Source organism: Caulifigura coniformis, from assembly GCF_007745175.1.
Classification (GTDB): Bacteria; Planctomycetota; Planctomycetia; order Planctomycetales; family Planctomycetaceae; genus Caulifigura; species Caulifigura coniformis.
Genome location: NZ_CP036271.1, coordinates 1,134,813 through 1,148,118 on the forward strand (window position 1 = coordinate 1,134,813; position 13,306 = coordinate 1,148,118).

General features: G+C 65.2%; 10 protein-coding genes. 6 read left to right on the forward strand and 4 right to left on the reverse strand.

The window, feature by feature from the left end; all coding sequences use genetic code 11:
- Nucleotides 1-10 precede the first annotated feature (10 nt).
- Nucleotides 11-1,666: a molybdopterin-dependent oxidoreductase gene (locus tag Pan44_RS04505; RefSeq protein WP_145027675.1), complete on the forward strand. Its 1,656-nt coding sequence runs from the start codon at nucleotides 11-13 to the stop codon at nucleotides 1,664-1,666.
- Between the two features lie 182 nt (nucleotides 1,667-1,848).
- Here Pan44_RS04505 and Pan44_RS04510 read toward each other — a convergent pair whose 3' ends face one another.
- The 3 genes from Pan44_RS04510 to Pan44_RS04520 form a co-directional block, all read right to left on the reverse strand.
- Nucleotides 1,849-2,418: a carboxypeptidase-like regulatory domain-containing protein gene (locus tag Pan44_RS04510; RefSeq protein ID WP_145027677.1), complete on the reverse strand. Its 570-nt coding sequence runs from the start codon at nucleotides 2,416-2,418 to the stop codon at nucleotides 1,849-1,851.
- A gap of 11 nt (nucleotides 2,419-2,429) precedes the next feature.
- Entirely contained in the window at nucleotides 2,430-3,461 is a 1,032-nt protein-coding gene (locus Pan44_RS04515) for a DUF1559 domain-containing protein (protein WP_145027679.1), read from the reverse strand.
- Nucleotides 3,462-3,678: 217 nt separating this feature from the next.
- On the reverse strand, nucleotides 3,679-4,011 hold the full coding sequence (locus Pan44_RS04520) for a hypothetical protein (RefSeq protein ID WP_145027681.1): 333 nt from the start codon (nucleotides 4,009-4,011) through the stop codon (nucleotides 3,679-3,681).
- Nucleotides 4,012-4,390: 379 nt separating this feature from the next.
- Here Pan44_RS04520 and Pan44_RS04525 point away from each other — a divergent pair, with 379 nt between their 5' ends.
- Both Pan44_RS04525 and Pan44_RS04530 read left to right on the forward strand, forming a co-directional pair.
- Nucleotides 4,391-5,896: an AAA family ATPase gene (locus Pan44_RS04525; protein ID WP_145027683.1), complete on the forward strand. Its 1,506-nt coding sequence runs from the start codon at nucleotides 4,391-4,393 to the stop codon at nucleotides 5,894-5,896.
- Nucleotides 5,897-6,051: 155 nt separating this feature from the next.
- On the forward strand, nucleotides 6,052-8,565 hold the full coding sequence (locus tag Pan44_RS04530) for a hypothetical protein (protein ID WP_197453847.1): 2,514 nt from the start codon (nucleotides 6,052-6,054) through the stop codon (nucleotides 8,563-8,565).
- A 185-nt stretch (nucleotides 8,566-8,750) separates the two neighbouring features.
- On the opposite strand, the gene Pan44_RS04535 is transcribed toward Pan44_RS04530, so the two are convergent.
- A complete protein-coding gene (locus Pan44_RS04535; RefSeq protein WP_145027687.1) occupies nucleotides 8,751-10,028 on the reverse strand; it encodes an MFS transporter in 1,278 nt (425 codons plus the stop codon).
- A 293-nt stretch (nucleotides 10,029-10,321) separates the two neighbouring features.
- Here Pan44_RS04535 and Pan44_RS04540 point away from each other — a divergent pair, with 293 nt between their 5' ends.
- From Pan44_RS04540 to Pan44_RS04550, 3 genes are read left to right on the forward strand one after another with little or no spacing between them, the layout of a single operon-like run.
- Nucleotides 10,322-10,870 carry a hypothetical protein gene (locus Pan44_RS04540; protein WP_145027689.1) on the forward strand — a complete coding sequence of 183 codons (549 nt, stop codon included), beginning with the start codon at nucleotides 10,322-10,324 and terminating at the stop codon, nucleotides 10,868-10,870.
- A 56-nt stretch (nucleotides 10,871-10,926) separates the two neighbouring features.
- Nucleotides 10,927-11,361 (forward strand): hypothetical protein, encoded by a 435-nt coding sequence (locus Pan44_RS04545; RefSeq protein ID WP_145027691.1) that lies wholly within the window; start codon nucleotides 10,927-10,929, stop codon nucleotides 11,359-11,361.
- Nucleotides 11,351-13,159: a SulP family inorganic anion transporter gene (locus tag Pan44_RS04550; protein ID WP_145027693.1), complete on the forward strand. Its 1,809-nt coding sequence runs from the start codon at nucleotides 11,351-11,353 to the stop codon at nucleotides 13,157-13,159. The genes Pan44_RS04545 and Pan44_RS04550 overlap by 11 nt, the downstream gene beginning before the upstream one ends.
- Nucleotides 13,160-13,306 lie beyond the last annotated feature (147 nt).

Consider the following 13,306-nt stretch of genomic DNA (forward strand, 5'->3'; position numbering starts at 1 on the left):
GAAGCGTTCCATGCCCACGGTGATCGTCAACGACAAGCCCGTCGAAATCGGTGCGTCTGAAAAGCTGAACTGCATTGAGGCGGCCCAGCGCGCCGGGTTTGAGATCCCGCACTACTGCTACCACCCGTCGCTGTCGGTGGTGGCGAGCTGCCGGATGTGTCTCGTCGAGGTCGGCGACAAGAAGCCGGATGGCACCGTCGCGATGCAGCCCAAGCTCGTCCCCGGCTGCCAGACGCCGGTGAAAGACGGCACGGTCGTCATTTCGAACTCCAAGAAAGTCGCCGATGCCCAGAAGGCGACTCTCGAATACCTGCTGCTGAACCACCCGCTGGACTGCCCCACGTGCGACCAGGCGGGCGAATGCGGACTGCAGGACTACAGCTACAAGTACGGCCGCGGCTTCAGCCGGCTGGATGAGCCGAAGAACATCAAGCCGGACAAGGACTACATCGGCGATCAGATCACGCTGTTCACCGATCGCTGCATCGTGTGCACGCGCTGCGTCCGCTTCACCCGCGAAATCTCCGGCACGGCCGAGCTGCAGCTGGTCAGCCGCGGGTCGCACGAAGAGATCGACATCTTCCCCGGCGAGCCCTGCAACAACAAGCTGGCCGGCAACGTCGTCGACCTGTGCCCCGTGGGTGCGCTGTGCAGCAAGGATTTCCTCTACGAACAGCGCGTGTGGTGGCTCAAGACGACGAAGAGCGTCTGCTCGGGCTGCAGCAGCGGCTGCAACATCACCGTCGACCAGAATCACGATGAAGTCTTCCGCCTGAAGCCCCGCACGAACCTGCAGGCGCAGGGCTACTACATGTGCGACGACGGCCGGTTCGGCTGGAAGTACATCCACTCCGATCACCGCCTGCAGGCCCCCGAAGAACGCATCGACGGCCGCGTGGCCTCGCGCGACTGGGATGGCGTCCTCCCCTCAGCGAAGACGGCTCTCACGAGCGCCATCCAGCGCAAGCCAAAGGCCGTCGCGGCCATCTTCTCGCCGTGGATGACGGTGGAAGAGGCTTACCTGCTGGCGAAGTTCCTGAAGGACCAGTCGCCGGACGTCACGCTGGCGCTCGCCCCGACGCGCGTCGAAGGCGAAGACGACACCTACCCCAAGGACGTGCACGGCAACCCGGTTCAGCCGGTGAAGTTCACGATCCGGGCCGAGAAAGCTCCGAACCGCCGCGGCGTCGAGGCCGTGCTGAAGCATTTCCAGGGAAGCCTTGTTCCCTCCAGCGAAGTGCTGAGCGGCCTGTCGAGCGGCACCTTCGACTCGCTGTACCTCGTCGAGTCCGACCCCAAGGCACGGCTCGCCGAGGCCCAGGCGGAAGGCCTGAAGAAGGCCAGGCTCCTGATCGTGCAGGGCCTCCTGGATTCACCGGCGGTGAAGATGGCCCACTACGTTCTGGCGGCGGGCTCCTTCGCCGAACGCGACGGAACGTTCATCAACTTCGCGGGCCTGGCGCAGCTGATCCGCCGGGCCGTCCGCGGCCCGGGCGAGTCGCGGGCCGACAACCGGATCCTGTGGGACCTGGCGAGCCGCACGGGGCTGTTCAACGGTCCCGCGCTCCGCAAGGAGATTGCCGGGGAAGTGGCCGAACTCGCGGCGCTGGCCGAAGAGCCGGGCGAGCTGGGCGTGTTCACCGGGGGCGAACCGGCGAAGGTTTAAGGCCTTTCGTTCGGGCGTCGGCAGGGATTTGCGCGGGAGGACCAAAGGACCAGTGGGCCGGCGGCTTACGCTGTCGGCCTGGTGCTTCGTTCTTTCGGGGCGGGCACACCTCGTGAGAAGCGTTGTTCGCCGGATGGTTCAGAGGGCTGACGCCCCTCGCTCACCCGAGGCCGGTGGCCCTTCTATCTGCCGGTCACCTTGAATGTCTCGAGTTCGTTCGAGCCATCGCTCTTGATCTGCACCTCGATTCCGGAGGTTTCGAACGCGCCGAATTTCTTTGCGATCATGTGCGTTTCCTTTGCGTCGCCGGGTTCTCGAATCTCCTTCACCTCGTTCCCCTGCTTGTCGAGCATCACCGTTTTGCTGAGGGACACGCGGTGCGTCCCTTCGGTCAAGCCGTCTCCGGGGTCGAAGGTCTGCGCTGTGAATGCGCCGTTGCGATCAGTGACGGCGGTTCCCGGCTTCCCCTTGTCTGCGTCCACCGGCTGGAACAGGACGGTGACTCCTTCAATCGGCCGTCCATCGACCTCGACGATCCCGGTCGTCGTGTAGACGGGGGGGCGATTCTTCTTCCAGGGATCCTCGCTGGAGCAGCCGGCGATCATGAAGGCGGCGAGCGCCAGGGTCGCTGCAGCACCCGGGCGGGTTCGAAAGGCTGATTGCATCGGGATGTTCACGCCCATGAAAGAATGGCAGGGAAAGAATGGCTGGATCGCCGCCGCATCGCTGACGGCGGGGTGACGAGCTTTCACCGCGACGCGGCTCAGAACTCGCCGAGGACCTCGCCGCCGTCGCGTGTTCCGAGTCCGCCCCAGACGCCGTACGGGCTGCGTCCGGTCGTCACCGGGGCGAGCGACAGGTTGCCGGTGTCGATGTTCTCCGACACGAATCGGGCGGAGCCATCCGTGAGGAGCATGTGGACGCCGCCGACGTGGCGGCTGGCGGCGGTGTAGATGCCGGAGCTGGCCTGCGAGCTGCAGGTGGCGTTGTTGGGGGGGAGAATGTTGTTGATACCGCAGTAGCCGGGGCGGCCGTCCTGCCAGCGCTGCCCGTGGCAGCGGAACTGGGCGATGATGGTGCCGGAGGTGTAGATGCGGTTGACGAGGGTGGCCTTGCAGGCGAGGGGATTGGTGGTGTTGTTTCCGACGGCCCGTCCGAGTTGATTGCTGTCGGGGGCGACAATGATTTCCGACATGGCCATCGTGTTGCTGAGGCCGTCGGTAATCTGGTTGAAGCGGACGTAGATGTTGTATCCGAACAGGCCGCGCATGTTCTGGTCGCTGGTGGCGGTGTTCATGTTGAGGTTGAAGTTGTCGCCCATGCCGACGCCGTAATTCAGCGGGGAGTAGACGGCGTTTCTGTCTGCGCCGGTGCCGGAGAGGAGACCATCGGAGGGGCAGAGAAAACTGGAGACAGGGCCGATGTATCCGGAGTTTGCGGCGCCGGACCAGGTGAAGATGCCGTTGGTGAAGATCTGGTTATAACGGTTGGCTTCGTCGAAGTAGGGGAGCAGTCCGACGAAGGGGCTGAACCGGACGGGGAGGATGTTGTTCTGCGCGGTCCACGACGGCCCGCCCTGCCGGGAGGGCAGGGAGTTGAAGGTGTCGTGGTAATTGTGCATGGCGAGGCCCAGCTGCTTCATGTTGTTTTTGCACTGGGTTCGTCTGGCGGCTTCGCGGGCCTGCTGCACGGCGGGCAGGAGCAGCGCGATCAGGATGGCGATGATCGCGATCACCACCAGGAGCTCAATCAGTGTGAAGCCGACTCGGTTACGCCGGTGGAGCGGGGGTGCCATCGAAGGTCCTTCCGTTGAACTGCCCACGGAAACGAAACGAAGAACGGAGAAGATACGAAGCGGGCCCGCCAGCGAGATCGCGGTTGATGAAGAGGGAGCCGGTTCATCGCGCGTCCTGTCACAGAGGCGATCCTGCAATCCGGACCTCACTATGCCGTGGCCTGATCGATGCGTCAACGCGGAGGCGAGGCAGTTGGCGGGGCGGGCGCCGTGCTGTTTAGCGTATCACGCTCAGCAGCTTCGTTGCGGGGCGTGAGTCTTCAACGGGGAAGGCGGTGTGGCGCTGATACTGCTGGAGCAGGGCGCCGCTGGTGAGCTGGGCGTGCTGAGTCCGCAGGCGTTCGAGCGTGCGGTGGACCTGACTGAGCGCTTCGTTGAGGCCAGCCCGGAGAGTGTCGTCGTGCTGCTGCCCGTCGATCGGGGAGGCTTCACTGGAGCGAGGCTCGGCCGCGGAGCAGACCGCGGAGTCCTTCGTCTTCAGTTCGTGATTGTTTGCCGATCCGGGGACGTGCTGGATCACCGGGATCGCACGTTCAACAAGTTCCATCATATCCATCACCTTCCGGGCCGCCGCCCGAAAGCGAAGCCGACGGACAACCGTAGGTCGCGTGCGAAGGCGGGGCGGATCAATTCGGCGGTGGAAGACGAAACTCGGGATCGGCGTGCGGCGGAGGCGTTGTCATTCGGCAACATTCGTGTTGACGATCGCGAACCTGCTTTCTAGTTTTGCTGTCGTTCGCTGGGACGTCGCGACCTCGAGTTGTGTCGCGGCCAGTTTTCAACGACCTCGTTTTTCGGGCGACCGGGCGTCGCTGCAGAGGCTTGCTGGTGTCGAGTCCCCCGTGGCTGCGGGGCGGCTTGAGCAGTCTGTGACTGTTGTTCTTCGGTTCACCCTCTTCGATCCGGGTCATTTGCCGACCCGCAATTTCATGACTGATTCGTCTCTCGTGCCGTCGCAGATGGCGGCGTTTGAATCTCTGTTGGGCTCGTGGGAGGCCTTTCCACTCGTTCATTTGTGGTGCGACCGGGGAAGGGGCCGCACGACGATTCTGCGGGCGCTCCAGACGCGTCTGGGCGGCCGACTGCTGAGCATGGCGGAGTTCGCCGTGGCGCAGCGCGGCGCTCATCCGCTGGCGATCGAGGATTCGCTGATGCGGCTGCTCGACGATGCGCTGGCGGCGCATGATCGTGTGTATCTCGATGACTGGCATCTCATCGGCGACGTTGTCGAAAGCTGCTACGAGTATCCCCGCCGGGGGTACCTGGGCGTGATCGCCGCGGCGATCGCCCAGCGGATTGCCACGTCTGGCAAGCGTCTCCTGATTGCTTCCGACGCCGGACTGCCTGAGTCGCTGAGGGAACAGGCGCGGTCGGTCGGCGTCGAGGAATTCGATGCCGAGGACTACCGGCGACTGTGTGAGCGGTTTGCGGGTGAGAAGGCCCAGGCGATCGACTACGCGGCGATCCATCGCTTCGCGCCGCGGCTGAACTGTCACCAGCTGAGGGCGTCGATGGAATCGCTGTCGCGTTCGACCTGCTGGTCGACCGACGCGTTCCGGGACTACCTGCACGAGAACCAACTGGCCAGCAACGTTTCGCTGCCGGAAGTCGCGCCGGTTTCTCTTGAGGATCTCGTCGGGATGGACGACGTGATCGAGAGCCTGCTGGCGAACGTCGTTTTCCCGATGGAGAACGACGAGTACCGGCAGGCGTATGGCCTTGTTCCCAAACGGGGCGTTTTGCTGCTGGGGCCTCCCGGGACCGGCAAGACGACGATCGGGAAGGCGCTGGCCCATCGGCTGAGGGGCAAGTTCTTCATCATCGACGGCACGGTGATCTCGGGGACTGAGCGGTTCTACCACACGGTCAACCACATTTTTCACCAGGCGCGCGAGAACGCCCCTGCGGTGATCTTCATTGATGACAGCGACGTCATCTTTGAAAGTCAGCGGGAACACGGGCTGTACCGCTACCTGCTGACGATGCTGGACGGCCTGGAAAGCAAGAGCGCCAGCCGGGTGTGTGTGATCATGACGGCGATGGCAATCAAGCATATTCCGCCCGCGCTGATCCGGTCCGGACGCGTGGAGCTGTGGCTGGAAACCCGTTACCCGGACAGTTCGGGCCGGGCCCATCTGATCGACACGATGACGCGGGGCCTTCCTGCGGAACTGTTGCCGATCGACGTGGAGCGGATCGCGGAGGCGAGCGAGCATTGTTCGGCGGCGGATCTGAAGCGCCTGCTGAATGATGCGAAGACCCGGGTCGCCTGGCTGCGGTTCCGCGAGCAGGCGGCGCTGGACCTGACGACCGCGTTTCTCGACGCGATCGACAGCTACCGGGCCCTCAAGGCGAAATACGTCGACAACCGACGGGAACGCGACCAGAAGGGGGAACGGCCTGTGTGGTTCAGCGTGCCGATGGGTGAAAGCTGAGTGGACCTGCTGAAAACCCTGGATTTGCGCGTGTCGGCAAGTCGGCACGCGCAAATCAGGGATGGCATGACGTCGTTTTCCCTCTAGCATGCAGCCTGTGCGAGATGGCGATCGCAGTGCTGCGGGCCGGGGAATGCGGACGGAGTTGCCGAGTCATGACTGTATGCCGGATTGTTGTTTCACTGCTGCTGCCCGCAGCAGTTGCCGGAGGGGCGTGCGCCGTCCTGTCGGCCCAGCCGCCGCTCCCCTCGCTTCCGGCGTCGGCGCCGGCGGCGGAGGAGTTCGAGGTCTACACGCGCGGTGCGCTGCATGAGGCGTTCGCGACGCCGGCGAGTAACGACGTCGTCGTTCCGCCGATGGTTGCCAAGGCTCCGCCGGAGCTGATCGAAGAGCTCCCACCCGAACAGCAGCCGGAAGGGGACAACGTCACGTGGATCAGCGGTTACTGGTCGTGGGACGAAGAGCTGGAGGATTACATCTGGATCAGCGGACTGTGGCGGGACGTTCCTCCGGGGCGGCAGTGGGTGCCGGGTTACTGGGCCCAGACTCCGGACGGCTACCAGTGGGTGGCCGGGATGTGGGTCGACAATGGTTCCTCGACGCTCGTCTACCTGCCGACTCCGCCCGCTTCCGTGGAGCGCGGTCCTTCCATCGAAGCTCCCGGGCCTGACTACTTCTACGTTCCGGGCTGCTACGAGTATCGCGACGCGCGGTACCTGTGGCGGACGGGCTACTGGGCTCCGCGGCAGCGCGACTGGATCTGGGTTCCTGCGCACTACGTGCACACGCCCTATGGCTGCTGTTTCGTGGCGGGGCATTGGGACTACGCGCTGATCGATCGCGGCCTGTGCTACGCCCCGGTCCGTTTCCACCACCATCACGTTCGTCCCGTGGTCGCGTATCGGCCGGCCATCGTGATCGACACCTGGGGGGACTCGCTGGCGATGCACCTGTGGGTCGACCAGCGGCGGGGCTGCTTCACCTATGGCAATTACTATGAGACGCGCCACGCCCACTACGTCCCCTGGTACGAGCACCGTGGACGCTGGGGTGGCCGAGACCCGTTGTTCACCTACTACGAATGGCGGAACGGTCCGGACTACCGTCATCGTCTCAGCGGTTGGCATGACCACTTCGTCTCGCATCGCGACTGGCGTCCGCCTGCAACGTATCGCGAACAGGCGCGTTATGTGGAAACCCGACGCGCGAGCAACGTGAACATCAACCTCCGGGTGGCGGTCGACATCACGAAGATCAACCGGGACCGCGACGGCGACCGGGATCGCAGCATCCAGCTGCCGGTGAACCTGAAGACGGTGTCGCGCGACGACGAGCACCGCTACCGGGAACAGTCGAAGGGCTGGATTGCAGCGTCGCAGCAGCGTCGGCAGTTCGAAGCGAATGCGGAAGCCCGGGGGGATCGCCCGGGGCGTCCGGGTGAGCAGCCTGGCAAGGGCCAGCCTCCGCGTCAGTTGAAGCTCGAGATGCCGAAGACCGTGGCGGCTGTCGAGCGGAAGGAAGTCCAGCGTCCGGAAACGCCGGACAAGCTGAAGAACGTGACGCCCGACAAGCCGCGTGGCGAAGTGGCCCGCGTGCCGTCGCACGCCCGCGAGCGGAAGCCGGTGGCGGCTGGGACAGAGCAGGGGGCCGGGCGTGAAGCCGGCGCCGGGAAGGATGAGCGAGCCGACGTGAGACCGTCGGCCGACCTGCCGCCGCCCCCTCCAGGCCGCGACCGCGATGCGCAGTCGGCCTCGAAGGAGGATCGGAAGAAGGACCCCAAAGAGGTTCGCGACGCGTTCGGCCTGGGTGATGATGGTCCGGGGCGCGGCGATCGGGAGAAGGGGCGCGGCGAGATGCCGGATCGCAATCCTCCTGCAGGACGGGCCCAGACTGACGGGGAGAAACCTGGCCGCACTCCGGCCAAAGAGTCACCGTCGAAGGCGTCGCCCGCGGACGGACTGCCGGTTCCCCGGCGCGTCGAACCGCGTGAGGGGGCGCCACGACCTGACGCCGCGCGTTCTGGCGCGGACGGTGGAAAACCTGCCGGGAATCCGAATCGACCGGAGATGCGCCGGAGCGAAGACGCTCCTTCCGGAAGCAAACCGGAGAGGCCGGAAAGCCGTCCCGAGAAGGGGGACCGGCCTCAGAAGAGCGACGAGCCGGACGCGGGAAAGCGTCCCGAGCCGGGCACACGCCCGCGGCCCGGAAGCGAGCCATCGGAGAAGGCCCCGGCCAGGACTATGGCGCCGCGGCCTGAACGGAGCGAGGGCGCTGCGGGGCGATCATCGACAGAGTCCAGACGGATGGAGAACGCTTCGCCACGTCCGGGGGCTCCTGAAACTTCGACCCGGCCGGGGACCGACCGCCGTCCACAAAGGACCGAGACGCCGACCGAGCCTCGTCGGACGGAGAACACACCTGCCGGGAATCCGCCTTCGGGAAATCGTCCGCAGGCGGGTTCGACTTCCCCGCGTGAAAGCCGTCGCGGCGGCCAGACGCGACCCAACACGCCGTCGGCCAAACCTGGGGATGCCAGGTCCGAGCGATCGAAAGCGACTGCACCGGACCGTTCCAAGGGGACCAAGCCGTCCGACGAGAAGCGGAGAGACCGGGACAAGGAAAAGGATCAGGAGAAGGACAAAGAGAAAGAGACACCCAAGGCGCCCTGAGGCCTGTGGCAGTTGAAATGAACAAAGCCCTCAGGCCGCTCTCGAGCGGCCGGAGGGCTTTTGTGTTTGGGGAGTGATTCCCGTGGGCGACGGGTTTTCAGGTGGGGCGACGAGGGCTGTTCGTGAGGTTGATCAGTCGGCCGGCGCCGACCGCTCGCCCAAAGGCCGAATCAGGGCGGTTCAGGCTATTCCCGGCCTTCTTTGGCCTGTTGTCTGAGCCTTGCCACGAATCCTGCGGCGATCAGCATCAGCACAGTGGCGAGCCAGTAGGGGGCCTGGACTCCGGACTGTTTCAGCATGGGGATGCCGACCAGCGGACCGATGATCCGTGCCAGCGACGAGAGGCTCTGTCCGACGCCCAGCACCTCACCCTGCTCCTCGGAGCTGGTGTTGAGGGACAGGAGCGACTGCAGCGACGGGTTCAGCGCGGAAAAGCCGGCCACCGAGATCGGCAGGACGAGAAACAGCCGCCAGAGGGCGTCACGTCCTTCGACCTCGGTCACCGCTCCCTCGGCCGCTCCGGCGCTCAGGCCGATGGCCGCCAGTCCTGCCGCGAGGAGAATGCCTCCGCCGACCGCCATGGTTTTTTCTCCGAGCCGAGGGAGAAGCCGGCGAACGATCGCCCCCTGGAAGAAGAGCAGCATGAAGCCGAGATAGGCGAAGACGTAGAAGTTTTCCCGTTCGGTGAGCCCCAGGCGTTCGGTGACGAGCGACAGGGTGCTTTCGAGCTGCGCGAAGGAGCAGGTCGAGATGAAGATGGCGAGCAGTGTGGCGCGATGGACGGGATTCTGGAGGGACCTTTTGAGGGAGGCCAGCTGCAGCCACTTGCGATGTCCCGCGCCGCTGGAATCGCCCGGTTTCAGCGACTCGGGGAGCTTGACGACGGCGGCGAGGAACGCGAGAGCTGACAGGCCTGCCGCCAGATAACCGGCGGCAGGGCTTGGCGCCGCGTTTTCGGTGTTGGAAGCGAAGGCCAGCGCCAGCAGCGGTCCGAAGGTGAATCCCAGTCCGAACGCGGCCCCGATCAGGGCCATTCCCTTCCCGCGGTTCTTCGCCTCGGTCGAATCGGCGATATAGGCCTGAGCGGTCGGGATCGTGGCCCCGGCGATGCCCGCCCCGATGCGGGCGATGAAGAGCCACGTGAGGGGCTTGAGGCCGAGAATGAGTTCATCCGGCTGGCGGGCGGTGACGTAGCCGAACAGGGCGTAGAAGAGGGCGGAGGCAGCGAGTCCCAGCAGGAGGATAGGCCGGCGCCCGACGCGGTCGGAGACACGTCCCCAGAGGGGGGCGAACAGGAACTGCATCGCCGAGAACGAGGCCATGAGGAGGCCGAGTGTGGCGCCGCTGGCCTGGAAGTGCTCGCCGTACCGTGCGAGCAGCGGCAGAACGATGCCAAAGCCCAGGAGGTCGATGAAAACGACGAGAAAGATAATCAGCAGGCTGCCGCGTGACGGGGCTGACAAGACGAAGACCTTCGGGCAGACGTGAAAACAATGCAGGAAGCACGGAAGTATTTCGCCCCCTGTCGAATTTCGCCACCTTGCGCCGGCGGAGGCGGGGGCTGGACAGGCCTTTGGTGGCGTATGGCCAGGCAGGCAGGGTGTTCCGGATGCGCTGGCCGCAATTTCGCGTGACCGTAGGGGGCCGTGCTTGAATTGGTTGCCGCTGCAATCGAGAATGCGACGCTCCAGCGACCCATCATCCGCCCGGTCTCAAAGGCCGTGGCGTCCGCGAGTCCCATCCAGGTGACGTTCGTATGTCGATCGCTCTCGCCGAACAGCTCAAGAAAGAGTGGACGGACAAGTATGTCGTCGTCGATGCGGGCGCGCCGGAGCTCAAGCGGTTCTCCGGACTGACGGGAACGGTCCGGACGATCAACATGAATGGGCGGGCCCTGGTCGAGTTCGATGGCCCGGTGGACATCGGCTGGTACGACATCGATCCCTCCTTTCTCAAGGTGGTGACCGAACCGCTGCAGAAGAAGGCCGCGGTCAAGCACGAGAAGCCGGCGGCCGCCGCCCCGGCGGCAGCTGCGAAGGCTCCGACCGCGGCCCCGACGGGCGAAAAGAAGCTCTCGGCGCTGGAACTGGCCCGGATGCAGGGGGCCGCGTCGAAGGCGGCTGCTGCGGCTCCGCCGCCGGTCGCTCCCAAGGCGGAAGCGGTTGTCGAAGAGACGCCGAAGGCCGAGCCGAAAGTCAAAGCGGCCCCGGCTCCGAAGGCCGCGGGGGGCTCCAGCCGTGAGAAGCCTGCGACCGTCGAGGGGATCGTTGAACTGGCGCGGCAGCAGGGCGCGTTCAAAGGCTGAGAGCCTTCGTTTTCTCTCCAGGTGGTCGAGTGCAACGGGGGCGTCGAGGTTTGGTTGTGATCGTCGCCGATTTGCCGCATTGGACTCCTTCGTTTCTCGTCTGCGCCGGCCTGGTGACGATCGGGGTCTTCATGATCCGCAGTCATCTGCGGACGTGGGCCCGTCGCCAGACGGAAGGCATTACCGACCAGGCCGACCTGCTGCACTATCACGGTCAATTCCGTCGGCGGGTCCAGACGTCGGCGCTGATGGCCTTCATCGGGGTGCTGATTTTCGTGGGGGACCTGATCAGCGAGCAGATCGGCCCGCGCTGGTTCGGCTTCTACTGGATCATTGTCCTGTCGATGGTCGGCTACCTCGTGGTGCTCGCGATCCTGGATGGTCTGGCGACGGCCTCGCACACCCGGGCCGCCCTGGCGCGCCTGCGGGCGCAGCGCCGCCAACTGGAGCGTCACGCTGCGGAACTGAAGGAACGCCCGTTTGCCGAGTAGCCCCCGCCAACGGCGAACCCTGGCCGAACACCTGTTCCGACTGATTCCGGCCCTTGATTCGGCCCGCTCGTACTCGTGGGCGACGCTTCGCGCCGATGCGGCTGCCGGATTGACGGTCTCGGCGGTCGCGGTCCCGCAGGCGATGGCGTACGCCCAGATTGCCGGGATCCCGGCGCAGTATGGTCTGTACACGGCGATCGTCATGACGGCGGTCGGCGCGCTGCTGGACTCGTCGAAGCACCTGATCAACGGGCCGACGAACGCCATTTCGATCGCCGTGCTGAGCGCGATCGTCGCGTTCCCCGCGGACGAGAAGGTCGCTGCGGCGGTGCTGCTGGCGTTCATCGTCGGGGTGATCCAGCTGGGCATTACGCTGATGCGGCTGGGGGACCTCAATCGGTTCATTTCGCACGCGGTCATCGTGGGATTCACGCTGGGGGCGGCGGTGCTGCTGGTCCTGGACCAGATCAAGAACCTGCTGGGACTGGCCGCCCGAGGGACCGGCGAGGACCACTTCCTGAAGCGGCTGTTTCTAACCCTGAAAGACGTGTCGGAGACGAATCTGCTGACGCTTTCAGTCGGGTTGGGGACGGTGGTGCTGGCGCTGGGTCTGCGCGCGATCAATCGGCGGTTCCGACTGCAGTTGCCGGAGTTTCTCGGCGCGCTGGCGAGCGTTGGTTGCGCGGTGTGGCTGTTCAACCTGGAGCAGCAGGGCGTGGCGATTGTGGGGCGGATTCCGGCCGCGCTGCCCGGCTTCCAGTGGCCGACGTTGAACTGGGGGTGGATCCGAGAACTTTCGGGAAGCGGGCTGGCGATCGCGCTGCTGGGGCTGCTCGAAGCCGTTGCGATGGCGAAGGCGATCGCGTCGCAGACAGGACAGAAACTCGATGTGAACCAGCAGTGTCTGAGCGAGGCCGTCGCCAATACGGCAGGGAGCTTCTTCCAGTGTTACCCGGGATCGGGGTCGTTGACGCGTTCGGTCGTGAACAAGGAGGCGGGCGCCCAGACGCAATGGTCGGGTGTGATCTCGGCGGTTGCCGTCGCGCTAACGATCCTCTTCCTGGCGCCGCTGGCGTACTACATTCCGCGGGCCGGTCTCGCCGGCATCTTGATGATCTCGGCATACCGGCTCGTCGAGTGGGACCAGCTGGGGTTCTACATCGGCGCCACGCGATTCGATGCGATCATCGTCACGGCGACTGCCGTTTCAGCCGTGGCGATCTCGATCGAGTTCTGCGTGCTGATCGGGATCTTTCTTTCGTTCGTGCTGTACGTCCCGCGGGCGGCCCGCGTCCATCTCACCGAGCTGACGCTCGCGTCGGGGCAGGTCATCCGGGAACGGATCGCCTCGGACGCGCCGTGCAGCCGCATCCGGATGTTCAGCCTGGAGGGAGAGCTGTTCTTCGGGGCGGCCCCGGAACTGGAACAGCACCTGGCGACGATCGAGGAGGTGCGGAACGATGGAGTGCGGGTGGTGATCCTGCGAATGAAGCGGGCGAGAAATCCGGATGGAGTCTGCCTGCAGGCGCTGGACCGGTTCATCGAGCGGATGCGGGCGCACTCGGTCACGGTGATCCTGTGCGCGTTGCGGCCCGACATGATGGAGGCGTTGAAAGCGGGGCGGGTCCTGGAGCGGCTGGGCGAAGAACACGTGTTCGTGTTCCAGGAGACGGGGGCGATCTGGACGAGCACGCTCGAAGCGGTGCGATTCGCGTATGAGCGGATTGGGGTGGAGCGGTGCGCGACGTGTCCGCGCCGTGCGGAGGCGGACGCGATGGACTGGTCCTACGCGATCTAAGGCGGCGGCGACGCATGCGTTGTAAGCAGGGAATGCGCGCTTGATGCGCATTCGTGTTGCGGTCCGCGTGGAGGCTTCTGGGGTCGGAAATCGCGTCAATGCCTAAGGAAATGGCGTTCTGATGCTTTGCGTCGCACTTTGTGTGTG

What these genes read in the sequence shown, in the direction of transcription:
- Pan44_RS04505 (WP_145027675.1), top strand. Translation starts at nt 11, where the DNA reads ATGCCCACGGTGATCGTCAACGACAAGCCCGTCGAAATCGGTGCGTCT.
- Pan44_RS04515 (WP_145027679.1), bottom strand. Translation starts at nt 3,461, where the DNA reads ATGGCACCCCCGCTCCACCGGCGTAACCGAGTCGGCTTCACACTGATT.
- Pan44_RS04520 (WP_145027681.1), bottom strand. Translation starts at nt 4,011, where the DNA reads ATGATGGAACTTGTTGAACGTGCGATCCCGGTGATCCAGCACGTCCCC.
- Pan44_RS04525 (WP_145027683.1), top strand. Translation starts at nt 4,391, where the DNA reads ATGACTGATTCGTCTCTCGTGCCGTCGCAGATGGCGGCGTTTGAATCT.
- Pan44_RS04530 (WP_197453847.1), top strand. Translation starts at nt 6,052, where the DNA reads ATGACTGTATGCCGGATTGTTGTTTCACTGCTGCTGCCCGCAGCAGTT.
- Pan44_RS04540 (WP_145027689.1), top strand. Translation starts at nt 10,322, where the DNA reads ATGTCGATCGCTCTCGCCGAACAGCTCAAGAAAGAGTGGACGGACAAG.